Here is a 23,785-nt window from a genome sequence, read left to right as displayed (position 1 = left end):
GTAGTGGTAGGAGAAAAATGCTAAAATCTGGGAAAATGGTATGTTTATACATGCGCATTGCCTTCTTTATATTTAAGCACACAGCTAAGAGATAAAATTACGTATGACCGATTATTCTTTGAGCCCTTGGGCTCGGGTACTTTCCAGCTCAATAACGCGATTTGGTGAATTTAAAACCGCAGCTATTTGTTACACTTTATTTTTAACTGTATCTCTTATTTTATCGAGCATGTTTTATTATGTTGCGATAGGCGAATTACACCTTGTTGATATTTTGGCTGTGGTATTTTTTACGGCTGTAGTTTCTCCTTTAATTATAAGTGTATTACTTAATTCAATTCGTCAATTAGATGCCTCGTATGCTTATTTAGATAGCGCAACCAAGCAGGAAAAGCTCTTAAACCAAACCTTAAAAGACAACATTAGCCGTTTAAATATTGAAATTGATGAGCGTAAAATGGCATTTCATGCCAAGCATCGCGCTATTGAAGAGCTGCGCCGAGAAATTGCTGAGCGTAAAAAAACACAACAAGAACTTGCCCAACAAAGTATGTTGCAACGCTCAATCGTTGATTCATCTCCCGATTTATTTTATTACCGTGATAACAACGGTGTATTTGCCGGCTGTAATAAAATGTTTGAAGAGGTAATGGGAAAATCAAGTAGTGAGCTAATAGGAAAAACGGTTGAGCAGATATTCCCGAGTCATTTTTTAGCTGAGGTTTTAGCAACCGATAAAGAAGTAGAGCAAAGCCATAAAGCGCTGACTATCGATGTGGGTTATGAAGTAAATGGTGAAACACGTTGGTTTGAGCTGCGTAAATTACCTTTTATAAATGATGACGGTGACTACATTGGTTTACTGGGTTTTGGTCGTGATATCACTAGCCGTAAAGAGGCAGCACAAGCACTCGAAACTGCCTATAAAGACAAAGGTAAGTTTATTGCTACGCTGAGCCATGAACTACGTACTCCTTTAAATGGCATTGTTGGTTTAACGCGTATGTTATTAGATACAGAGCTTAATAAGCAGCAGCGTAGTTGGGGCAATACTATTTTTTCGAGTGCTGAAACACTCGGTAATATTTTTAACGATATTATAGATTTAGATAAAATAGATAGGGATCAGCTCGATATAGCAACCAATTCTATTAATGTGTCAGACTTTATAAACGATGTAGTTAATTTTGCAGGCTTAATAGCTGAGCAGAAAGAGCTTGAGTTTGATATTAAGCGCAATGGCATACTTGATGTTTACGCGCAGCTCGATCCGACTCGATTACGCCAAGTTGTTTGGAACTTAATTAACAACGCCGTTAAGTTTACTCAGCAAGGCAAAGTAACACTCGAATGCAGCAGAGAAAATCGCGTAGAAGGCCCATGGTTAGTTATTAAGGTACTGGATACCGGTCAAGGTATTCCACCAGAGCAACTTGCCCATATATTTGATATGTATTACAAAGCGCCGGATTTAAAAGGCACTAACGCAATAGGCTCAGGTATTGGTTTAGCTGTAACCAAGGCACTTGTAAGTGCAATGAAAGGGATAATTACGGTAAATAGTACTGAAGGCGAAGGAAGTTGTTTTACAGTGCAAATACCGCTTAGTTTATGTGTTGCACCAACAGAGCAAAGTTATGTTGGCCGTGGTTTGTATATTCTACTAGTAGAAGATGTGCCTCTTAACGCCGAAATTGCTACAAACCTATTAGAGCAACGCGGCCATGAAGTGTTATGGGCTGAAACCGGTGAAGATGCACTCTCGTTTGTCGAAACCGAAGATGACTTAGATTTAGTACTACTTGATATGCAATTGCCAGATATAAACGGTGATGTGGTTGCTAAACAAATACGCTCAGATAGCCACTTCGATAAATTACCTATTGTTGCTCTAACTGCCAATGTACGCAGTGCTGAAAAAGAGCTTGAAGGTATATCAATACAAGGTGCGTTGGCTAAACCAATTAACACAGTCAAGCTTGATAAAATGCTGGCTGACTTATTTGGCATTAAGCAAAGTGAGTGCACAGAGCCACAGCTAAAAGTAAGTGAAGAGGCGCTAGAGGGCATTGATGCACACTTATTAGATATTGAAACAATAGAAGACTTTGTAAATTCGATGGGCTTAGTTGTATTTAGACGCAGTAGTCAGTTATTCGAAAAGCTAAGTCCACAATATCAGCAAGAATTACTTACCTCATTAAATACCGGCGATAGAGAAGAGTATGAATCAGTAGCGCATAAACTTAAAGGTGCGGCTGGATCGGTAGGTTTAAATGATGTGCAGCTTCATGCCAAAATAATGGAGCATGGTGCGATTGATGAATCTGATGAAATGTTAAAGCAGTGGTTAGATGTTTTAGCAGATAAAATAAATGAAGGACAAAAAGCCCTTCATTTATTTTTACAGCAATTAGAGTAAAACTAATTAGCTCTAATTAAGCGTCAATTTTACCAATGAAACGGTAACCTTCACCATGGATGGTGCTGATTAACTCTGACGTTGAGTTATCACTTTCAAAATGCTTACGAATGCGACGAATAGTAACATCAACAGTACGGTCATTTGCGCGAAGCTCACGGCCTGTCATGTGCTTGATTAATTGCTCACGACTAAAAATACGACCTGGAGAATCAAGCATTAAACGAAGTGCTCTGTACTCACCTTTCGGTAAACGTTTAGCATCGCCATTTGGAGAAGTAAGACAGCGGCTATTTTCATCAAGTTCCCAACCGTTAAACGTAATAACACCATTTGTTTCTAGTGCTGACTCTTCACCGCCTAAAGCAGTACGAGTAATAAGGTTGCGAGCTCTAATAGTTAATTCACGCGGGTTGAATGGCTTAGTAACGTAGTCATCTGCGCCAATTTCAAGACCTAAAATACGGTCAACATCGTTGTCACGACCCGTTAGGAATATAAGACCTACTTTACGCTTTTGGCGTAATTCACGGGCTAAAATAAGACCGTTTTTACCAGGAAGGTTGATATCCATAACTACAAGATTAACGTCATCGTTATTTGTAAGCTTGTCATGCATATCATCGCCATCAATGGCTTCAATAACTTTGTACCCTTCAGCTTCAAATAAACTAACTAGGTTCAGTCGAGTTACGTCTTCATCTTCTACGATTAGAATGACTGGCGTTTGCATTATTAATTAACCTTTTGGAATATTTTATTTATAAAAAAACCGGTGACGAATTTATAACCGATTACTAGAGATTATAGGATTATACCCATTTGTTAACAAGGAAAAAACAAATTGGATAAAAATAAAACAGTAGGGTGTCCAAAGTCTACTAAAAAGGGCAGTGCAAAAACTACTGTTTAATTGATATATACGTGGATGTAGCTATTTGAATCATAAAGTCGAAGCCATTTTCCTTTAATAATTGATACATCATTCAATCAAACAAGGTACTTAAAATAATCAGACTAATTCAAAGCAAAACTATATCACTTTCTAACCTTTCATCAATGTATGTGATACAGCAAAGATAAAAAAGTTCATAAATCGCTTGGTAATAATTATTTAATGCAATTAAATAATGTTACGCGCTTATCACATGCCTCATTAATGAGGTCATTAAATGCTAATTCAAGGATAAATTTTAAATATATGCACTTTTTAGTGATCTTTATTTAAGGAATAGTAATTATAAAGCGAGCACCGTGTTTTTCTTCAAGATCAAACATAACTCTTCCGCCAAGTGCTTGTGTTACTAGGTTGTAGACCAAGTGCATGCCTAAGCCGCTTGCGCCTTGTCCGCGCTTTGAAGTTACAAACGGGTCAAAAATTCTATTTTTAATGTTTTTATCAACGCCTTGACCATTGTCAGAATAAACTATTGTTAATTTTTTCCCTACCAGTTCTACGTCAAAGCGAATTTCATTATTTTCTTTACCTATAAATCCATGGATCACAGAGTTCATAAGCAACTGCTGAAACACTTGTTGCAGAGGTTCAGACTTACTATGAATAGCCAAGTCGGTCGGACAGTTAATAATAACGACAGGCTTTTTAGGCAGTAGTTCAGATTGAATCGATGTTAAAACATCACTTATTAATTTATGTACATTAATATAGGTATTAACACCGTCATCTTGAATAACGGCCACTTTTTTAAAGTTAGATATCAGGTCTGCGGCACGATTTAAGTTGCGGTAGATTAAGTCTAAGTTTTCAATACCTTCATCTATAAAGCGTTTTAGATGGCTTGAGGTAAGTTTTTTATCGTCAAAGCTTTGCTGTATATCTGCAAGTTTATCTCGAAGTAATGTAGAGCCTGTAATACCTAGCCCTATTGGTGTATTCACTTCATGGGCAACCCCAGCAACCATTTGCCCAAGCGATGCCATTTTTTCGTTTTCAACAATTTGCGTTTGGTACTGATGCATTCGCTCAAGGGTTGATAAAAGCTCTTGATTTGCTTCTCTGAGAGCGATTGTTCGCTGGTTTACTTTTTCTTCAAGGCTCTGGTTTAGTTGTTTTATTTCTTGTTTATCTTTTTCGTGGCGCTCAAGTTGCTTTTTGGTGCGTGTAAGCATGATATTTAAACTATTTGAAAGAGCGGTTATTTCTTTTACATCGGTTATTGGCGCGCGTGCATCATAGTTATGATTTTTAGATACATCCTGCAATAGCATGCTTAACTGCTCTATTGGCTTGGCTATACGTCGTTGAACTTTTATAGCAATAAAGTAAACAACGATTAAAATTAATAGAGTTAATAGCACGTCTATTAATATTTTTCTCTCAATATAAGTCTCTAAACTTTCGAGGCTCCCTCGCATGTATACATAACCGACCAATTTTTCGTTATCGTAAATAGGGCGGGTTAGTTCAATATGATCGCTCGTAATTCGTGGCGTTTTTAGCTCATCAACACTGTCTATTCTTAGTGGTACTGGAGGTGTTTTTTTTGCATTAAAGCTAATAAAAAAAACAGGTTTTTGAGATGCTTTTTCTATTGAATAAATATGTATGTTTTTTACAAGGGGGATATTTTCAAATGACTTGAGGCGTTTTTCTTCTGTTTTTCTATCATCTTCAACTACTGATTTACCAGCATCAAAAGCTACAATTTCAGAAAGTATGACGAGTTTATTAATGATTAATTGCTTTTGCTCTTTTACGCTTAAATAAGTAGATATCGAAATAGATAGCGACAAGCAAATAGCTGTAATAAGCATAATTAAATTTATGAGTGCTTTGCGAATGCTACTTTGATGAACTTTTTTAGGCATTATTTCGTTATCGCCTGAATTAATTTTGATTATTTAGAGTTTTAGTTTAGCAAAGACGGGAGAAAATGAAGGAAAAAAGCTAAATTAATTCTTATATTTATGCGAAGGTTAGCTTGAGCGCGTTTGCACTCAAGCATTTTTAAAAATAATACTAGCTGCTATATACGGCAAACTTGTTATTTTTAAATACCGTTTGGTAGCTTTCAAATTGCGTTTCTAAAATAGGCGGGTATTTTAAAAAGCTGTTAGCAACAATATTCAGCTTTCCTACTTTAGTTAAATGCTGTTTTGCATTTACTAAAAATGTTTCTGCTACTGTGTAGTCGGTTGCAATACCTGTATGAAAAGGTGGATTGCTAATAATTAAATCAAACTTACCGGTAATGCTTTTAAGGCCGTCACTTAATATCGCTTCGCCTTTGATGCTGTTAAGCTTTAGAGTTTGCTGTGTTGCGTAAGTTGCCAGTGCACTTACATCACTACACACAAACTCAAGTGCTGGATTATGCAGCCCTAAAAAGGTTGCTATTAAACCTGCGCCACAGCCAAAGTCGAGAACCCTACCTTGCTTAATTGTCGGTGCGTTTTCGAGTAGAACTTTCGTTCCCATATCTAAACTACCGTGATTAAACACCCCTGGGACACTAATAGCTGTAAACTCGGTGTCGGCAACATTAACAACAAACTTTTTATGGTAGGTCGTAATATCAAAGTCAGGATGCTGGGTAATCTCAGCAAATGAGTAAAGAACGCAGTGCTTAGCTGAATCAATTTTGTTACTAAACTCAGCTTTACCAGCTAATTGCTTTTCAATTGATTTAACACCACTTTTGTTTTCACCTACCACCAATAGTTCGGCATCGTCAGTAATAGCAGATCGAATATTATCAAGCGCCATTAATAACTCAGGTTTTGATTTAGGATAGTAAAGAATAACTAAATCGTAGCCGTTACCAGGTATTGTGTGATTTACACAAATCTCAACGTCTTTGGTGTTTTTAGCAAACTCACCGTTAGCATGGTTGTAGCTAAATGCAGTTACCTTGCTTTGCGGGTTAAGTTTTTTAAGCTCTGTTAAAAAGCCATCTTGAACAAAGTTGACCACCAAGATAGATTTGCCCGTTAGTGCCTCGCTATTACGAAGTAACAGTAAACTTGGGTTGGTTAGTACGCTCATAAATGGCTTTGCCTTACAGTATGTTTAGTTTTATCAAAAATAAAAGTGAGTGCTTAAAGTTACAAATTACTCAGTACGTTCAAACATTAAATCCCACACGCCATGACCTAGGCGATGTCCGCGCTGCTCAAACTTAGTAAGCGGGCGCAAATCTGGACGTGGAACATAATCGTTTGTTTCTGATTGGTTTTTAAAACCAGGAGCTACATTCATTACTTCGAGCATATGCTCTGCATAGTTTTCCCAATCTGTTGCCATATGAAAAACGCCACCCATTTTCAGTTGGGCTCTTAGTTTTTCAACAAACTCAGTTTGTACAATACGGCGTTTATGGTGACGCTTTTTATGCCAAGGATCAGGGAAAAACAACTGTAGTGTTGTTAAGCTTTCATTAGGTATACAGTCTGCAAGTACTTCAACTGCATCGTGTTCAAAAATACGTAAGTTAGTAATGCCTGCTTCATCGGCATCCATTAAACAAGCACCAACGCCTGGGCGGTGTACTTCAATACCAATAAAGTTTAGGTGAGGGGCATTTGTTGCCATTTCGACAAGCGATTTACCCATACCAAAACCAATTTCTACTACTACATCGTTGTTGTTGCCAAAAACTTCGCTTAAATCAAGCATACCGTTTTTATGCTCTAGGCCCATTGTTGGCCAGCATTTTTCGATTGCAGCGGCTTGGCCTTTGGTTAATCGACCTTCGCGTTTTACAAAACTGCGAATGGTGCGGATGTATTTACCTTCTTGCTTAGCTTGCTCAAGGTTAGTGTTGCTTGATTCACTCATATTATTGGCCTGACAAAAACAATGTGTTTAAAAATGGTTGCATATTATCCCTGACCGAGCCCGCAATCACAAGTATTAGCTGGTTTTACACGCCCTATAGCTTGATCTTTTTATTAACTACAATAGACTGAGCCGCCATTGAGCATCAGTAAAAGTACAATATGTTGGATTTAAATAAAGAACAGTCTAATTCGTTTTCTAATCAAGTCGTTGATTGGTATCACCTTCATGGGCGTAAAACACTTCCATGGCAGTTGGGTAAAACACCTTATAAAGTGTGGGTGTCTGAGGTGATGCTCCAGCAAACTCAAGTTATTACTGTTATCCCATATTTTGAAAAATTTATGCAAAGCTTTCCAGATATTATTGCTTTAGCCGATGCTGATGAAGATTTAGTACTGCATCACTGGACCGGTTTAGGGTATTACGCTCGTGCGCGTAACTTACATAAAACAGCTAAAATAGTGCGTGACAAATACCAAGGCGAATTTCCACAAACGCTTGATGAGGTAATGGATTTACCGGGAATAGGGCGCTCTACAGCGGGTGCTGTTTTGTCATTGTCGCTTGGACAGCATCATCCAATTTTAGATGGAAATGTTAAGCGAGTCTTAGCGCGCTACTTTATGATAGAAGGTTGGTACGGTGTTAAAAAAGTCGAAAACCAGCTTTGGCATTTATCAGAGCAATTAACACCTAAAAATAATGTCACCGAATTTAATCAAGCTATGATGGATTTAGGTGCGAGTGTTTGCTCACGCAGTCGTTTTGATTGTGAGGCTTGCCCATTAAATTCAGGTTGTGGTGCTTTTAATGCAGGTAAAGTAAAAGAGTTTCCACATTCTAAACCTAAAAAAGCAGTGCCGAAGAAGAGTTGTCATCAGTTAATTATTCAGTGCGGCGATAAAGTGCTTATGGAAAAACGCCCTAACAGCGGTATTTGGGGAGGACTATTTGGCTTTTTTGAATTTAATGAGTACGAGGAGCTTCAAATATTTTTAGCTCAGCAAGGATTAGAAGCCAACTTAGTAGAGCTTGAAGCGTTTATTCATGTGTTTTCACATTTTGAGCTGAAGATTAATCCGCATGTGCTCAATGTTAAGAACATTCCTGATGTAGTAAATGACAAACAATTAGTGTGGTACCCGCTTGATCAATCAATAGAGGTTGGCCTAGCAGCGCCAACTAAAAAGTTGGTTAAACAAATTACAGCAATAGTATAGAATAGCCCCATATTTAGCGTTAGAGAGAATCAATCATGGCACGTACAGTATTTTGTCAAAAGTTACAAAAAGAAGCCGAAGGGCTTGGCTTTCAGTTATACCCTGGTGAAGTTGGTGAAAAGATTTTTAATAACATCTCTAAAGAAGCGTGGGGTCAGTGGCAGCATAAGCAAACAATGCTTATTAACGAAAAGCATTTAAATATGATGGACCCAGAGCACCGCACATTTTTAGAAGAGCAAATGGTTGGCTTTTTGTTTGAAAACAAAGATGTGGAAATTGAAGGCTATCGACCGCCTGAAAAGTAATATTTTCAACATTAAAAAAGGGCTAAATAGCCCTTTTTTTGTGTGCGATTATTTAATCACTTAACTCATCTTCTTGCTCAGAGATTTTAATTTGTTCTTTTAAAAATTGAGCTGCCTTAGAGTATTCAATTTCTAACTTATCTCTTAAGTCTATTAATTCATCGGTAGTGAGTTCACCTTTTTTACATTTATCTTCAAATGCACTTGAAAGTTCAGCCACCGTTAGGGCACCAATTGTTTTAGAGATCGATTTTAATTGATGACACCCTTCAATAATCTCATCTAAATCGTTAACCATAACGCCTGAATTAATCCCCTTAATTAGCCCTTGGCTTTGTTCTAAATACATTTTGAAAAAGCGTAACTGTTTAGCTTCGTCACCATTTACATATTTAGCAACCGCTTCCATATCAATAGGTAGCGCCATGGTTTGATGGATAACTACATTTGGGTTTTGGCTTTGCTTATCGCTCCAGCGTTTTAAGGTGTCCTCTAACGCGTTTAGCTCTATAGGTTTGGTAATGAAGTCGTTTATACCTACGGCTAAACAACGCTCTTTTTCGCCTTTAAGTGCGTTTGCTGTTACAGCAATAATGTAAGGCTGTGCATCAATTGATTCTAATAGCTCTGCTTCGTTACGGATTTTTTCGACCATATCGTAACCCGACATTTTAGGCATGTGTAAGTCGGTTAAAATAAGTGAGTAATCACCTTTTCTCCACATATCTAAGCCTTCTTCACCGTTGTTTGCTATCTCAACACCAAAACCTAGTATGTGTAATTGATCGGTCAGCACTTGTTGGTTTAGAAGGTTATCTTCAACAAGTAAAACCAATTTGTTTGATTTACGAGCTTGCTCAACATTTAAATAGTTATTAAGTGTTTTGGTTTTTTTAATTTGTTTAGGTGTATGCAAACCTGCAGCGACTAAAATAGACAGCATAAAGTTAGACTTACATAAAGGAGAGGCATTAATATAAAAAATATTATTATGATTTATAGCCGCTTCATCAAGCTTGCTTAGTACAACAACTTGTTGGTTATAATCCTCTAATGAATAAAATAAGCGTCTTAGCAGCGCGTTTGTTTTATCCATATTGTCTATGCCATCAGCCACCCAAATAATATCTTGCGAATGTTGATGCTCTTCAATTTCTTCTTCTGTGTGTGCATAAACTATTTTAGCGCCCATAAACGATAAATAACGGTACATTGTTTTTTCACGTTCTAGGTGATTACTAACTACAACAATTTGCTTACCATTTAATGCACCTTTGTGTGCGTACTTAATTCTACCCGATGTGCTAAACGGCAGTTCAACAGTAAACTCACTACCAATTCCTGTATGGCTAGTTACATGAATAGTCCCTAGCATAAGCTCAGTTAAGCTTTTACAAATAGAAAGACCTAAACCTGTCCCTCCATATTCTCGGGTAATCGAATTTTCGGCTTGAATAAACGGATTAAATATTTCGCGTAGTTGTGCCTGCGACATGCCTTTACCGTTATCAGTTACGCAAAAGCGTAAGGTAAAGTGATCAGTCGTATTATGTACCACCTCTACTGATATTTTTACATGCCCTTGGGTTTTTTCATCAGTGCTCGTAAATTTAATTGCGTTGCTACATAGGTTATAAAGAACCTGACGTACACGTACGCTATCACCGGTAAGATTTATAGGAATATCTGGTGCTATTGCTAGCTCTAAATCAAGCTCACGTTTTTTAGCAACTGATGAGAGCACACGAGCAACTTCTTCAATAGTATCGGTTACCGAAAATGGGATCGGGTCAATATTTAGCTTTCCAGCCTCAATTTTAGAAAAATCTAAAATATCATCCAAAATGCTCAATAACGAAAATGCTGATTCACGAATAATCGTACTTAAACGATGCTGAGCGCCATCAAGTTCGGTCTGGCGCAGTAAATCAATAGTACCTATAACACCATTCATCGGTGTTCTTATTTCGTGACTCATCGTTGCTAAGAATGTTGTTTTAGTTTCGCTTGCTCGCTCTGCTTTTAATGTGGCTTGCTCAAGCGCTAAGGTACGATTTTGCACTTCGGCTTCTAGGCCATTTTGTAATTTATAAAGCTCTTTTTGTGCAGAGTCATTCTCGCTCATTGCAGTTTGTACTTTTTGTAGCAATAAGTTGATGTTTTTTGCTACTACACCTAAACCAATATCAAGTTGCTCATCAACATTACTATTGTAATTAGCATCTTCAGTGATTGCCTGTAACTCTTGAGTAAGAGTGTCAGTACTTTTACGTAAGCGCGTATTAATGTACATATTAAACATTAAAGTAAGTATAAATAATGCAGCAACACTCGCTATCGCGATGATGTAAGCGATAACTTGAGAGTCTTGAGCGCTTAAAGGCGTGGCTGGTATGTTTTGCTTAATAATAAGCTCGCCAATGGGCTGATCGTTTAACAATAGTAGGTGATGCAGGATACCTTCTTCTTTTAAGTGCTTTTCAGTTTTAACAGAAGCGATGGCTGGTTTACTGCTGCTATATACCAACTGAGTATCTGATGTAGCATTGAAGCGATATAGAGTATATTCAAAGTCACCGTCTAATAAGGAGGTTAAATCAAGTAACTGTTTTACTTTACCTTGACCATACATAGTTAATGCATCAACCATAGGTAAGTCTAATCTATCGGCAAGCGTTACAATATTAATAGATGATGCTGGTTGGGCTGTCTTAACTTCAGTTTGTGTATAAAATGAGTGGGCAACAATAGCGAGCGCTGTTACAGCAATATTAATGATTAAAAAAAGTGGCAGTAAGCCTTTTACTGGCGATGAGAATTTACTCTGCATTGATTGTTTCCAATTGATGTGTTTTTACTACGATAAGTCCCTATCGTACGTATCTAAGCTAATCGTAACATTTACAAAAAATAATTCACTACGGTTTTAGTCTGATTTAGTTATATTTATTTATAGTTATAGCCCGATTTGTGGTAAAAATGAACGTTATTAATAAAAAATGTACTGAGTTGTCTGAAAACCGTTCAAACAGTTATAAAGAAGAAAAAAAAAGTTGACTTGTAAGGGCAAAACTCGTTTAATACGCCGCACGCCCAGATAGCTCAGTCGCTAGAGATGAGTGGGAATTGCATTAAAAATCGTTTAAGATTTTTAATTAGCACTGTTTAAGTGCCTCGATAGCTCAGTTGGTAGAGCAGAGGATTGAAAATCCTCGTGTCCCTGGTTCGATTCCGGGTCGAGGCACCATTTATTAAAGTAGTGGTGTTTAATCAACAGTTTAAACATTATTACGCGTGCCTTAGCACAAAGTTTTGTGTGCCGACTTAGCTCAGCTGGTAGAGCAACTGACTTGTAATCAGTAGGTCAACCGTTCGACTCGGTTAGTCGGCACCATTTATTTAAAGTTAATTGTAAAGTATCACAATTAATTAGCACAGTTTATGTGCCTCGATAGCTCAGTCGGTAGAGCAGAGGATTGAAAATCCTCGTGTCCGTGGTTCGATTCCGCGTCGAGGCACCATTTACTTTAAGTTCTCAATCTTTAAAATTGAACGTGCCTTAGCACACAGTTTTGTGTGCCGACTTAGCTCAGCTGGTAGAGCAACTGACTTGTAATCAGTAGGTCAACCGTTCGACTCGGTTAGTCGGCACCATTTATTGAAAGTTAATTGTAAAGTATCACAATTAATTAGCACAGTTTATGTGCCTCGATAGCTCAGTCGGTAGAGCAGAGGATTGAAAATCCTCGTGTCCGTGGTTCGATTCCGCGTCGAGGCACCATTTATTGAAAAGCCTTGCTTATGCAAGGTTTTTTTATTTTAAGTGCTTTATAAAAGTTCTCAATCTTTAAAATTGAACGTGCCTTAGCACACAGTTTTGTGTGCCGACTTAGCTCAGCTGGTAGAGCAACTGACTTGTAATCAGTAGGTCAACCGTTCGACTCGGTTAGTCGGCACCATTTATTCAAAAGCCTCGCTTATAGCGAGGCTTTTTTGTTTTCAACTTGAGAATTAAAAATACCCATAGTTAAGAGCAAAGCAACTGACTTGTAATCAGTAGTCTGTATAAGTTATCCGTTCGACTTAGTTAGTCGGCAGCATTTATTTAAAAGCCTCGCTTATAGCGGGGCTTTTTTGTTTCTATATATCTAATACCAACCCGCAATAATACTTAATTAAGCGAATTGGAATGATCTCTTAGACACATTGCAAAAATTTAATTTCTTATTATTAAAAATTGCTGAACATTTGCTCATTTTTACCGTATAACTGGCTATTATGTTAGTTCATCGCTAGCTATGTAATGTTATGTAAAGTAGGTTGAGCAAAAGTTGCCAAAGTGCTTGAATTACGTTCATAAATAGCAGTAATTTAGGTTTAATTATGATTTGGCAATGCAAGCCAACCCTATTGGCAATTAGTGTGATGCTGCTTAGCGGCTGTGCGAGTGATTTTAACTCGTCGCAGCGCATGCAAGCGCCTAATAATATGCCACAGCAATGGCAGCAAGAAGCATCAAGCTCGGTATTAAAAGTACAAGAGCAATGGCTTACACAACTACAAAACCCTACGCTTAACAAATTTGTACAACAAGCACTTAAAAACAACCAACAGCTTTTACAAACTAGTTACGATGTAGAAATTCAAAAACAACAGCTTATAGTATCGGGTGCAGCGCTTTGGCCTAGCCTCGATTTATCAACGCGTACTAGCCGTAGTAAAGACAACCGCCCAGTGAGCTACGACAACGCAAGTTCAGTTAGTTTAAATTTAACTTACGAGGTTGATTTATGGGGTAAGCTTTCAGATTCAAAGCGCGAAGCTAATCTTAACTATTTAGCGCAACAGGCCCGGTTTGAGCAAGCTAAACAGCAACTCGTTGCTGATGTAGTAACTGGCTGGTTTGATGTTGTTACATCGCAACAATTACTCGATTTATTTAAACGTCGCGAAGCCAACGCACAGCAAAACCTAGATATTATCGAGTCTGGCTATCGCCAAGGTATAAACGAAGCACTCGATGTATATTTAGCCCGTAATGAGCTCAATACTGAACGCGCTCGCATTGCCACTCAAACGGCGAACCTATCGGCTTCAGCACGTGTACTTGAGCGTTTACTGGGTGAATACCCAAAAGGTGCCATTACTGCTAGTAGCGACTTACCCGTTATTAATACCGATATTCCACTAGGCTTACCTTCTGAACTTATAACACGTAAACCTACGCTGCGAGCAAGTTGGTATGATCTTTTAGCCACCGACGCTTCATTGGCGTATGCGCACAAACAACGCTTTCCAAGTTTAGATTTAACAGCTTCACTAAGTGATAGCACCGACAGGGTAAGCGACTTGTTTTCTCCATCAAGCCTTGCATGGTCGTTATTAGGTAGTATTTCAGCACCACTTTTTGAGGGCGGACGCTTAAAAGCGAATGAAGAAATAGCGCGCCTTAGTACTCAAAAGCAAGAGCAACTTTATTTGCAAACGCTTTACGATGCATTTGGTGATGTAGAAAATGCGATTTCACAGCAGCAGTCTCTTAAATCACAATATAGCAGCACCCTTGAGGCGCAAGAAAACGCACTTGCAGCAGAGCAGTTGTCGTTTGAGCAATATCAAAGTGGTTTGGTAACTTACACTACGGTGCTTGACGCACAAGACAGGTCTTTCGATGCACAAAGCTCCTTAATCGACATTAAAAACCAATTAATAGCTAACAGAATTAACTTACATGTTGCCCTTGGTGGTGATTTTGCAAAGCCCTCAAGTGAACTAAAGAGCAATAATGATGAAAACTAAAACAGCAAAAATTATTATTCCAGCGGTGGTTATTATTGCCACTATTTTAATTGTTATGTTTATTAAAGGTAATCCGCCAGAGGCTAAACGCTTTGGCTCACCTCCTAAAGCATCAATAAGCGTGGCTGCGCTTGAGCTTAAACCACAAAATTACCAAGTGATGATTGATAGCTACGGTACGGTAAAACCACGTACACAAAGTTTATTAGTTGCTCAGGCATCTGGGCAAATAATTGAAGTAAGTGATGACTTTAGAGAAGGCGGCTTTTTTGAAAAGGGCGACGTACTTTTAAAGCTAGACGATAGAGATCATCAAGCTGAAGTTAAATCTGCTCAAGCCAATTTATTAACCGCAGAGCAAGGCTTATTAGAAGAAAAAGCGCGTGGACAACAAGCTATTACTGATTGGAAACGCCTTGGTGGCTCAAATCAGGCAAGCAGCTTAGTACTGCGTGAACCACAACTTGCAGCAGCCGAAGCAGAAGTTTTATCGGCGCAAGCAGTACTTGAAAAAGCCATGCTTGATTTAGAGCGCACTAAAGTAACCGCGCCATATGCGGGTCGTATACTTAGCCGTAGTGTTGATTTGGGGCAAGTTGTTACTAACAATACCCAGCTTGCCACTATTTACGCAATCGATAGCGTAGAGATTCGTTTACCGATTAAAAATAAAGATCTTCCGTTCGTAAATTTACCAGAGCAATATCGTGATGGCGCCAAAAATCAAGCAGGTTCAATTGTTAAATTTACCTCTGACTTAGTGGGTGAGCAAACGTGGCAAGGGCAGCTAGCGCGTACCGAAGGTGCTATAGATGAAGGTGCACAACAGCTTTACGTAGTTGCTAAAATTAACGACCCATATAAAGCAACGGCTAATAACCAGTACCCAATAAAAATAGGGCAATATATAAAGGCGCAAATTACCGGTAAAACAGTTCCTAACGCACTTATAATCCCTAACAGTACTATTTATCAAGGGACGTATGTTTATGTTGTTGAAGAGGGTGTACTTAAGCGTAAAGACATTACACTTGCTTGGCAAAATGCGACACAAGCGATGATAAAAACGGGATTAAATCCAAATGATAAACTGGTTATTACTCCACTAGGGCAAGTGAGTTCTGGAACTCAAGTAAGTATTTTAGGCGAACAAAGCACAGAGCAACCTAAAAGCCGAGGAGCTAATGGGCAAGGTAAAGGAAAGCGCCCGACGCCAGAGCAGCTTGAGCAAAAAGCAAAAGAGCAGGGTATTAGTGTTGAAGAGCTAAAAAAACGCCGCGCAGCAAAGCAAGGAGATAAGCCATGATCGCTTGGTTTGCCAAAAACCATGTTGCTGCTAACTTATTGCTAGTAACGCTGTTACTGTCGGGACTTTTTAGCTTATCAAGCAAAATACCGCTTGAGGTATTTCCTTCATTCGAAACTGACATGATAAGCGTAAATGTAAGTTTGCGTGGTTCAACACCAGAGGATGTAGAGCAAGGTGTAACTATACGAATAGAAGAAGCCGTACAAGATTTAGAGGGCATAAAGCAAATATTTAGTCGCTCTTCTGAAGGTTCTGGCTCTGTGACAATAGAAGTGGAAAGCGGTTACGACCCTCGTGAGCTTTTAGCTGATATAAAAAGTCGTGTAGACGCAATTAACACTTTTCCAGCCGATGCTGAAAAGCCGATAGTAGCGCTTGCTGAGCGAATTCGTGAAGTTATCGCGGTTACCGTATCGAGTGACTACGGCGAAAAAGAAACCCGCGAATACGCAGAAACAGTACGCGATCAAATCCTACGTTTACCTAATGTAACGCAGGTAGAGCTAAGTGGCGTTCGTGATTACGAAATAGCCATTGAAGTAAGCCAAGATATTCTTCGTCAGTACGATTTAAGCTTGGCACAAATATCGAGTGCTATTTCTAATTCAAGCTCAGATATTTCTGCTGGTAACTTAAAAACAGAAGGCGGGGACGTACTTATAAGCTCTAAAGGGCAAGCATATCGTAAAGATGAATTTGCCAGCATTGTTGTTAAAAACCAAGCCGATGGCACTATTATTCGCTTAGGCGATATAGCGACTATAAAAGATGATTTTGAAGAAACACCAGTACGTACTCGCTTTAATGGTAAGCAAGCTGCATTTATCGACGTATATCGAATTGGTCCACAAAGTGCGATTACAGTTGCTGACGATGTTAAAAACTACATAAAAGAGCAGCAAAGCTCTCTCCCGCAAGGGTTTGAACTAAGTTACTGGGATGATGATTCGGAGCTGGTTAAAAGTCGTATTTCGACCCTTACTACCAATGCTTTACAAGGCGGTATTTTAGTACTGGCTTTACTTACTTTGTTTTTACGCCCTGCAATTGCATTTTGGGTATTTATTGGTATTCCGGTTTCGTTTATGGGCGCGTTTATAGCGATGCCTATTTTTGGCGTAACCCTTAATATTATGAGCTTATTTGGCTTTATATTGGTACTGGGGATTGTTGTTGATGACGCCATAGTTACCGGCGAAAACGTTTACACTCACCTAAAAACGGCTAAGTCGGGCGAGCAAGCCGCAATTTTAGGTACTCAGGAAGTAGCAACACCAGTAACATTTGGTGTGTTAACTACCGTTGCTGCCTTTTTACCTTTGGCCTTTATTGAAGGGGCGCGTGGTGCCTTGTTTGCACAAATACCGGTAGTGGTTATTCCGGTATTATTGTTTTCATTGATTGAATCTAAATTTGTACTACCAGCACATTTAAAATATATAAAACTACGCCACGAAAAAGGCGAACCTTCAAAGTTTGATGTTATTCAACAGCGTTTTGCAGATGGATTTGAAAACGCGATTTTAAAATACTATCAACCCACTTTAAATTTAGCACTGCGCCATAAATTGGCTTCGGTAAGTTTGTTTATTGGTGTATTTGTTATAATTTTAACCATGATCACCAGCGGTTGGACTAAGTTTGTATTTTTCCCGCGCATACCAAGCGAAACAGTCCGCGTTAACTTAACACTACCGACAGGTACACCGTTTGAAGTAACTAATAAATACGTAATTGACATGTCGCAAAAGGCGCAGCAATTACAAGAAAAGTACCGCGATCCGGATACTGGCGAAAGCGTTATTTTAAATATATTAGCCACAACAGGCGGGCGTGGTGGTGTATCTAATTCAGGCTCTGTACGCTTTGAAATAACACCGGCTGAAAAGCGTGAATCAGACATAGGATCACGAGAACTTGCCAGCGAATGGCGCGATTTAATTGGTGTGATACCAGGCGCCGAAAGTTTAACGTTTAGAGCCGAAATTGGCCGAAGTTCTGACCCCATTGATGTTCAGCTTAGCGGCACTTCGTTGACTATTTTACAAGACGTGGCTGATCACATTAAAACCCGTTTATCGACCTATCCAACGGTATTTGATATTGCCGATAGTATGTCCGACGGTAAAGAAGAGTTACAAATAGAGCTTACGCAACAAGGTTTAGCGCTGGGCTTAAATAGAGTCAATGTAGCTGGGCAAGTACGTAACTCGTTTTTTGGCTCGCAAGCACAACGTATTCAGCGAGGCAGGGATGACGTACGTGTAATGGTACGCTTACCTATAGATGAGCGCCGCTCTGTAGCTGACCTACAAAACATACTTATAAATACGCCTGATGGAGGCTCAGTGCCTTTATCGCACGTGGCAACACTTACTGCTGGGCAAAGTCCATCAACTATTAATCGAATTGACCGTTACCGCACATTAAACGTAACAGCCGATATCGAAAAAAATAATACCAACATGACCATACTGCAGGCTGACCTAACGGAGTATTTAGATGGGTTAATGCAGCAATATCCTGGAGTAGATTACAAACTAGAAGGTGAGGCTAAAGAGCAAAGAGAGTCGTTTGGTTCGTTGGCTTGGGCACTTGTGTTTGTATTTTTTATTATTTATGCGCTATTAGCAATACCGCTTAAATCTTACTTACAACCAATCATAGTAATGAGTGTAATCCCATTTGGCATGATAGGTGCTGTAGTAGGACATTGGATTATGGGAATGGACTTAACTATTATGAGTTTACTCGGTATGCTTGCGCTAACCGGGGTGGTGGTAAATGATTCGCTTGTACTCGTTGATTTTATTAATAAAAAGCGCAGTGAAGGTGGTAAAGTTCTCGATGCTATAAAAATTGCAGGTGCATCGCGTTTTCGCCCTGTAATGCTAACTAGTTTAACGACCTTTATTGGTTTAATGCCATTACTGTTTGAAAAAGCGACTCAAGCACAGTTTTTAATACCAATGGCGGTGAGCTTAGGGTTTGGGATTATTTTTGCTACCTTTATTACTTTATTGTTAGTACCAATAAACTACATGCTAATGGAGCGTTTTCAAGGTTGGTTTAAATAACTTCACTCTTAAATACGTGATTATTAAAGCTGTAGGTAAGTAATTATCTGCGGCTTTTTTTATAAGCTAAAAAGTAATATTAGACAATTGAAGATAAGTGAATAAAAAATTTAGATAAATATAAGAGTAAACAGGAAGGTTAATTTTTTTTGATAAAGCCTTTTAAAGGCGAGGGTTTGCTAAAAAGGTGTTCCCCAAGATACGGTACTCGGTTTCAGTCCTGAAACCAGAAGGTTTCAGGGCGGGAATCTGCGGTTTACCGTAGGCTTCTCGGTACATGCCGAGCCTGCACAATAGTAGACGAACAGAAACCCTGGTATAAAATTTATCGGCTCAGGGACTTAACTAAGCTCCGGTACCCCAGGGAACAATTTAAGTATATAAGACATAATCCAATCCTTAAACCCCAAACGTAAAAAATTAAACCGTTCGCTTAGTTTTTCCGCACCTTTAACTCATCATTTACTTTATCGCATGGTTTTTGAGCTTGATCATACAATTAATTGGAGTTGCTTTTTATCGAGTGGTAGCATTGCCTTAACTTGCAAAGCGAAGATTCGATTATGAACGATTTACCCGATTACGAAAAAGCTCAACTGCTTTTAGAAAAAAATGAAATATTTGTATCACCTGCTGAAGCGCATGGTGTGATTAGTGGTTTACTTGCGTGTGGTTTAACCATTGACGACAAAGAATACTTAGGCCTTTTGAGTGATGTGTTTAACGATGGTGAATCGTTTAGTAACGATTTAAAACAGTTTTTTGGCACTATTTATAAGCAAGTAGTCGCGAGCTTTAATGATGATGAATTTCAGTTTGATTTATTTTTACCAAGCGACGACGAAACACTCATCGATCAGGCTAATGGCCTCGTATCATGGGTAGCGGGTTTTATGCTTGGTTTTGGTTTAAAGCAAAAAGACTACGGTAAACTATCGAGTGATGTTAAAGAGGTTATTACTGACTTTAGCGAAATCACTCGCCTAGATACTACTTTTGAAGAAACCGAAGAAGACAGCCAAGCGCTGCACGAAGTGATTGAATATGTGCGTGTATCAGCACTACTTTGTTTTGCAGAGCTTGGTAAAGAGCAAAGCACGCAAAGTACTAAAAAAACACTTCATTAACTTTTAAAAAGTAAAACGGGTTGGTTAATAATGGTTGAAGTAAAAAAGTCAGAGTTTAAAGCACGTCGCGAGCGCTTACTTGCTCAAATGGATGAAAATAGCGTTGCTATTATTCCCGCTGCGAGCGAAGTTACGCGCAGCCGCGATACCGAATATGCATTTAGACAAGATAGCGACTTTTTTTATTTAACTGGCTTTAACGAACCCGACGCCGTACTTGTACTCTGTAATAACAGCGATGCACCCAGTACTTTATTTTGCCTAGATAAAGACAAGCTTGCAGAAATTTGGCATGGCCGCAGAGTTGGCTTTGATAAAGCTAAAAGTGACTACCTGTTTGATGAAGCTTACCTGCTAAGTGAATTAAACGGTAAAACACTCGATATGCTAAATGCAAAAAATGCGCTCTATTTTGCACAAGGTGCTTACCCTTCATTTGATAGCAAAGTGTTTTCGTTACTAGGTACACTTCGAAGTGGCTCTCGAAAAGGCCTCAAAGCACCGAGTAATTTAAAAGAAATACGCGGCCTTATTCATGAAATGCGTTTGTTTAAATCGCCAAGCGAGATAGATGTTATGCGAGAAGGCTGTGAAATTAGTGCGCGAGGGCACATGCGCGCTATGCGTTATTCGCACCCCGGAGCTACTGAATTTCAGCTAGAGGCAGAGCTGCATCATCATTATGCTATGAATGGTGCGCCGCACCCTGCATACGGCACAATTGTTGGTAGTGGCGACAACGCCAATATTTTACATTACACGCAAAATAGCGACGTATTAAAAAATGGCGACCTGGTACTTATAGACTCCGGTTGCGAGCTACAAGGTTACGCCGCCGATATCACCCGTACTTTTCCAGTAAATGGACAATTTAGCGAAGAGCAAGCCGCGCTTTATAATATTGTTCTTAAAGCGCAAGAAGTTGCTTTTGATGAAGTAAAACCCGGCGGGTTTATGTCGCATGCTAATAAACGTGCAATGGAAGTAATGACCCAAGGTTTACTTGATTTAGGTATTTTAATTGGCGACTTTGACGAGCTAATGGCAAAAGGTGCGTGTAAAGAATATTACATGCACGGGCTTGGGCATTGGCTTGGTTTAGATGTACATGATGTTGGCGATTACAAAGTAAATAACGCTGAGCGGGCATTTGAGCCGGGTATGGTACTCACTATAGAGCCAGGGCTTTATATAAGCGAAGACTCAAGCGCACCGCAAAAATACAAAGGCATTGGCATTCGTATCGAAGATAACTTGCTAGTTACCGAAACCGGCCATGAAAACTTGACCCTAAGCGTACCTAAAAAAATTAGCGATATAGAAGCACTTATGCAAAGTGCTAAAAACGTATAAAGCTCGGAGAGTAAAGTGGCTAAGCAGTTTGATGTAGTTATTATTGGCGGTGGTTTAGCGGGAGCAAGCTGCGCATTAAGTGTGGCTAAAACTAATCCCGCGTTAAATATTGCCGTTGTAGAAGCGAATCAAGTAACCGGCGACTACCACCCAAGCTTTGACGACAGAAGCATTGCACTTGCTCAGCAATCGGTAGAGTATTTACAAAGCCTCAATTTATTTGAGCAAAATGCCCCTTACACCGCAGCAATCAAAAAAGTGAGCGTGTCTGATAGAGGCCACTTTGGCAAAGCGCACATTAATTGCGACGAATTTGCTAAGCCCTCACTTGGTTACGTAGTAGAAGTAAATCCATTTGGCCGAGCGCTCCACCTGCGTTTAACACAGTCAAATATTACGCTTTTGTGCCCCGATAGCGTAACTGCCATCGAGAAAACTCTGCATAGCAATACACTCACCCTACAAAGCGGCGAGCAATTAAATGCAGCACTATTGGTTATTGCTGATGGCGCACAATCACCCACACGCAATTTACTCGGGCTTGGTTTTAATACCCTGCCTTATGAACAAGGCGCTATTATTGCTAATGTAGAAGTGGCTGGTGGGCATAATAATCATGCCTTTGAGCGCTTTACACAAAACGGGCCTATGGCGTTATTACCCATGAGCAATAACCGTTATTCGTTAGTGTGGTGTATGCGCCAAGAGCAGGTTGAACAATACATGGCACTCAGTGAACAAGATTTTTTAAGTGCCCTGCAAAGCGCGTTTGGCTATCGCGGTGGTCAATTTACTAAAGTAGGCATGCGCACGAGTTACCCGCTCGTTTACGGGCAAGTTGAGTCTTTAACTGCGCACCGTACAGTGGTTATTGGTAATGCTGCACATGCTATTCATCCTATTGCAGGGCAAGGTTTTAATTTAGGTCTTCGCGACGTACAAGTACTTAGTAATTTAATAGCAGATAGCCAGCACGATTTAGGCAGCTATGCGTTTACACGTGAATATTCAAAAAAACGCAGTGATGATATAAAAACAGTAATGAGTTTAACAGATGCACTTGTTAGGCTTTTTTCGAATTCATCGCGAGTGCTCGCATTGGGGCGCAGTATTGGGTTGTTTTCGATGGATTTATTTCCCGCATTAAAAGCGCCATTAGCCAAACAGTTAATGGGGCAAGTTAAACAAGGTAGGCGTTTATGAAGCAAGCACAGGTTTGTATTGTAGGTGGCGGCTGTGTAGGGCTAACACTAGCACTTGGATTGGCAAAAGCCGATATAAGCGTCGTTGTACTCGACGGCGCACCAACACAAGCGTTACCAACTGACGAATATGGTTTGCGCGTAAGTGCGTTAAGCATTGCAAGTCAAACCTTGCTTGAACAATTAAATGTATGGCCCGAAATTATCGCACAGCGAGCGTGCGCTTATACGCATATGGATGTACGTGATGCCGACAGCTTTGGCAAAATAGCGTTTAATAACGAGCAACTTGAGCTTGAACATTTAGGCCACATTGTTGAAAACGACATTATTCGCTACGCGCTTATAAAAGAGCTAGAGCAACAAAGTAGTGCAACACTAATGTTTGATACGCAGTATCAGCAAATACATCAAAGCGAATCTGATGTATTTATAACGCTTAAAAGCGGCGAGCCAATTATTGCAAAACTGCTGGTGGCCGCTGACGGTGCAAATTCAGCTATACGTAAACAATTTAATATGGCGCTTAGCTTTAAAGATTACGATCACCATGCGCTAGTCGCGACGGTTAAAACTAAAGAGCAACATGCAAACACCGCACGCCAAGTATTTTTACCAACAGGCCCACTCGCATTTTTACCACTGAGCGATGCCAACACCCATTCAATAGTGTGGTCTACCAGCCCAAACCACTGCGATGAGCTCCTTGCTATGGATGATAACACCTTTAATAGAGCCGTAATGGCTGCCATAGATGGCCAATGCGGCTTGTGTGAAGTGCAAAGTGCGCGCACTGCTTTCCCACTTAAAATGCGCTACGCCCAGCAATGGGTTTCAGGCAAAGTGGTACTCATTGGCGATGCTGCACATACAATCCATCCACTTGCAGGGCTTGGTATGAACCTAGGCCTAAAAGATGCGGCTTATTTAATTGAGCTTTTAACAAGCGATAGCAGCAAGGAGTTTGCAAGCACTCGCACACTGCGCGATTACGAGCGCACTCGTAAGCTCGATGCACAAAAGCACATAGCTATGATGCAAGGGCTAAAAGAGCTATTTGAAGGTGCAAACCCAGTTAAAAAACTTATTCGTGGAGTAGGGCTATCATTAGTTGATAATCTTGGGCCAATCAAGCACCTGTTCGCCAAAGAAGCGATAGGAAAGTAA

Annotated in this window: 15 protein-coding genes, 6 tRNA genes and 1 other RNA gene; 16 read left to right on the top strand and 6 right to left on the bottom strand. The window is 39.6% G+C overall.

What is annotated here, in order from left to right; translation table 11 throughout:
- Positions 1-103 precede the first annotated feature (103 nt).
- On the top strand, positions 104-2,422 hold the full coding sequence (arcB, locus tag I6E70_RS12685) for an aerobic respiration two-component sensor histidine kinase ArcB (protein ID WP_165722089.1): 2,319 nt from the start codon (positions 104-106) through the stop codon (positions 2,420-2,422).
- 16 nt (positions 2,423-2,438) lie between these two features.
- Here the strand turns inward: arcB and arcA are convergent, their stop codons facing one another.
- From arcA to trmB, 4 genes are all read right to left on the bottom strand, one after another.
- Positions 2,439-3,155, bottom strand: coding sequence for a two-component system response regulator ArcA (gene arcA, locus I6E70_RS12680; RefSeq protein ID WP_002962549.1), 717 nt, complete (start codon positions 3,153-3,155; stop codon positions 2,439-2,441).
- A gap of 491 nt (positions 3,156-3,646) precedes the next feature.
- Positions 3,647-5,251, bottom strand: a complete 1,605-nt coding sequence (locus I6E70_RS12675; protein WP_007582962.1) for a sensor histidine kinase — start codon at positions 5,249-5,251, stop codon at positions 3,647-3,649.
- Positions 5,252-5,402: 151 nt separating this feature from the next.
- Complete coding sequence (locus I6E70_RS12670) at positions 5,403-6,428, bottom strand: methyltransferase (protein ID WP_197188851.1); 1,026 nt, start codon at positions 6,426-6,428, stop codon at positions 5,403-5,405.
- Between the two features lie 66 nt (positions 6,429-6,494).
- A complete protein-coding gene (trmB, locus tag I6E70_RS12665) occupies positions 6,495-7,220 on the bottom strand; it encodes a tRNA (guanosine(46)-N7)-methyltransferase TrmB (RefSeq protein ID WP_007582957.1) in 726 nt (241 codons plus the stop codon).
- 161 nt (positions 7,221-7,381) lie between these two features.
- On the opposite strand from trmB, the gene mutY reads away from it, so the two are divergent.
- Together mutY and I6E70_RS12655 are read left to right on the top strand one after the other, a co-directional pair.
- Positions 7,382-8,443 carry an A/G-specific adenine glycosylase gene (gene mutY, locus I6E70_RS12660; protein WP_024594521.1) on the top strand — a complete coding sequence of 354 codons (1,062 nt, stop codon included), beginning with the start codon at positions 7,382-7,384 and terminating at the stop codon, positions 8,441-8,443.
- 35 nt (positions 8,444-8,478) lie between these two features.
- Positions 8,479-8,751, top strand: a complete 273-nt coding sequence (locus I6E70_RS12655; protein WP_007582954.1) for an oxidative damage protection protein — start codon at positions 8,479-8,481, stop codon at positions 8,749-8,751.
- Between the two features lie 52 nt (positions 8,752-8,803).
- Here the strand turns inward: I6E70_RS12655 and I6E70_RS12650 are convergent, their stop codons facing one another.
- Complete coding sequence (locus I6E70_RS12650; protein WP_101164123.1) at positions 8,804-11,581, bottom strand: ATP-binding protein; 2,778 nt, start codon at positions 11,579-11,581, stop codon at positions 8,804-8,806.
- A 341-nt stretch (positions 11,582-11,922) separates the two neighbouring features.
- Between I6E70_RS12650 and I6E70_RS12645 the strand changes: the two genes are divergently transcribed.
- From I6E70_RS12645 to I6E70_RS12605, 9 genes are all read left to right on the top strand, one after another.
- Positions 11,923-11,998: transfer RNA gene (locus I6E70_RS12645), tRNA-Phe, on the top strand.
- A gap of 71 nt (positions 11,999-12,069) precedes the next feature.
- Positions 12,070-12,145: transfer RNA gene (locus I6E70_RS12640), tRNA-Thr, on the top strand.
- Positions 12,146-12,196: 51 nt separating this feature from the next.
- Positions 12,197-12,272, top strand: a tRNA-Phe gene (locus I6E70_RS12635).
- A gap of 57 nt (positions 12,273-12,329) precedes the next feature.
- Positions 12,330-12,405: transfer RNA gene (locus I6E70_RS12630), tRNA-Thr, on the top strand.
- Positions 12,406-12,456: 51 nt separating this feature from the next.
- Positions 12,457-12,532 (top strand) — tRNA-Phe (locus tag I6E70_RS12625).
- A gap of 102 nt (positions 12,533-12,634) precedes the next feature.
- A tRNA-Thr gene (locus I6E70_RS12620) sits at positions 12,635-12,710 on the top strand.
- 424 nt (positions 12,711-13,134) lie between these two features.
- Complete coding sequence (locus tag I6E70_RS12615) at positions 13,135-14,550, top strand: efflux transporter outer membrane subunit (protein ID WP_197188850.1); 1,416 nt, start codon at positions 13,135-13,137, stop codon at positions 14,548-14,550.
- On the top strand, positions 14,540-15,856 hold the full coding sequence (locus I6E70_RS12610; RefSeq protein WP_010554901.1) for an efflux RND transporter periplasmic adaptor subunit: 1,317 nt from the start codon (positions 14,540-14,542) through the stop codon (positions 15,854-15,856). The genes I6E70_RS12615 and I6E70_RS12610 overlap by 11 nt, the downstream gene beginning before the upstream one ends.
- Positions 15,853-18,936 (top strand): efflux RND transporter permease subunit, encoded by a 3,084-nt coding sequence (locus I6E70_RS12605; RefSeq protein ID WP_024589701.1) that lies wholly within the window; start codon positions 15,853-15,855, stop codon positions 18,934-18,936. The genes I6E70_RS12610 and I6E70_RS12605 overlap by 4 nt, the downstream gene beginning before the upstream one ends.
- Positions 18,937-19,123: 187 nt before the next feature.
- Here I6E70_RS12605 and ssrS read toward each other — a convergent pair.
- Positions 19,124-19,306: non-coding RNA, 6S RNA (gene ssrS, locus I6E70_RS12600), on the bottom strand.
- Positions 19,307-19,499: 193 nt separating this feature from the next.
- Between ssrS and I6E70_RS12595 the strand changes: the two genes are divergently transcribed.
- Genes I6E70_RS12595 through I6E70_RS12580 form a run of 4 tightly spaced genes read left to right on the top strand, consistent with a single transcriptional unit; the run spans position 19,500 to position 23,785 of the window.
- A complete protein-coding gene (locus I6E70_RS12595) occupies positions 19,500-20,063 on the top strand; it encodes a UPF0149 family protein (RefSeq protein ID WP_007587323.1) in 564 nt (187 codons plus the stop codon).
- A gap of 30 nt (positions 20,064-20,093) precedes the next feature.
- The gene (pepP, locus tag I6E70_RS12590) at positions 20,094-21,416 is read left to right on the top strand and encodes a Xaa-Pro aminopeptidase (protein WP_197188849.1); all 1,323 of its coding nucleotides are present in this window, start codon (positions 20,094-20,096) and stop codon (positions 21,414-21,416) included.
- Between the two features lie 15 nt (positions 21,417-21,431).
- A complete protein-coding gene (gene ubiH, locus I6E70_RS12585; RefSeq protein WP_024592240.1) occupies positions 21,432-22,619 on the top strand; it encodes a 2-octaprenyl-6-methoxyphenyl hydroxylase in 1,188 nt (395 codons plus the stop codon).
- Positions 22,616-23,785, top strand: coding sequence for an FAD-dependent monooxygenase (locus tag I6E70_RS12580; protein WP_197188848.1), 1,170 nt, complete (start codon positions 22,616-22,618; stop codon positions 23,783-23,785). The genes ubiH and I6E70_RS12580 overlap by 4 nt, the downstream gene beginning before the upstream one ends.

Origin of the sequence: Pseudoalteromonas sp. NGC95, from assembly GCF_015864705.1 — a bacterium.
GTDB lineage: Bacteria > Pseudomonadota > Gammaproteobacteria > Enterobacterales > Alteromonadaceae > Pseudoalteromonas > Pseudoalteromonas arctica.
Note: the sequence above shows the minus strand (reverse complement) of the source record. Positions and strands in the feature narration are given on the sequence as shown.

Excerpts from the sequence above, each read along its gene's own strand:
- arcB (WP_165722089.1), top strand. The coding sequence starts at position 104 with ATGACCGATTATTCTTTGAGCCCTTGGGCTCGGGTACTTTCCAGCTCA.
- arcA (WP_002962549.1), bottom strand. The coding sequence starts at position 3,155 with ATGCAAACGCCAGTCATTCTAATCGTAGAAGATGAAGACGTAACTCGA.
- I6E70_RS12675 (WP_007582962.1), bottom strand. The coding sequence starts at position 5,251 with ATGCCTAAAAAAGTTCATCAAAGTAGCATTCGCAAAGCACTCATAAAT.
- I6E70_RS12670 (WP_197188851.1), bottom strand. The coding sequence starts at position 6,428 with ATGAGCGTACTAACCAACCCAAGTTTACTGTTACTTCGTAATAGCGAG.
- trmB (WP_007582957.1), bottom strand. The coding sequence starts at position 7,220 with ATGAGTGAATCAAGCAACACTAACCTTGAGCAAGCTAAGCAAGAAGGT.
- mutY (WP_024594521.1), top strand. The coding sequence starts at position 7,382 with ATGTTGGATTTAAATAAAGAACAGTCTAATTCGTTTTCTAATCAAGTC.
- I6E70_RS12655 (WP_007582954.1), top strand. The coding sequence starts at position 8,479 with ATGGCACGTACAGTATTTTGTCAAAAGTTACAAAAAGAAGCCGAAGGG.
- I6E70_RS12650 (WP_101164123.1), bottom strand. The coding sequence starts at position 11,581 with ATGCAGAGTAAATTCTCATCGCCAGTAAAAGGCTTACTGCCACTTTTT.
- I6E70_RS12615 (WP_197188850.1), top strand. The coding sequence starts at position 13,135 with ATGATTTGGCAATGCAAGCCAACCCTATTGGCAATTAGTGTGATGCTG.
- I6E70_RS12610 (WP_010554901.1), top strand. The coding sequence starts at position 14,540 with ATGAAAACTAAAACAGCAAAAATTATTATTCCAGCGGTGGTTATTATT.
- I6E70_RS12605 (WP_024589701.1), top strand. The coding sequence starts at position 15,853 with ATGATCGCTTGGTTTGCCAAAAACCATGTTGCTGCTAACTTATTGCTA.
- I6E70_RS12595 (WP_007587323.1), top strand. The coding sequence starts at position 19,500 with ATGAACGATTTACCCGATTACGAAAAAGCTCAACTGCTTTTAGAAAAA.
- pepP (WP_197188849.1), top strand. The coding sequence starts at position 20,094 with ATGGTTGAAGTAAAAAAGTCAGAGTTTAAAGCACGTCGCGAGCGCTTA.
- I6E70_RS12580 (WP_197188848.1), top strand. The coding sequence starts at position 22,616 with ATGAAGCAAGCACAGGTTTGTATTGTAGGTGGCGGCTGTGTAGGGCTA.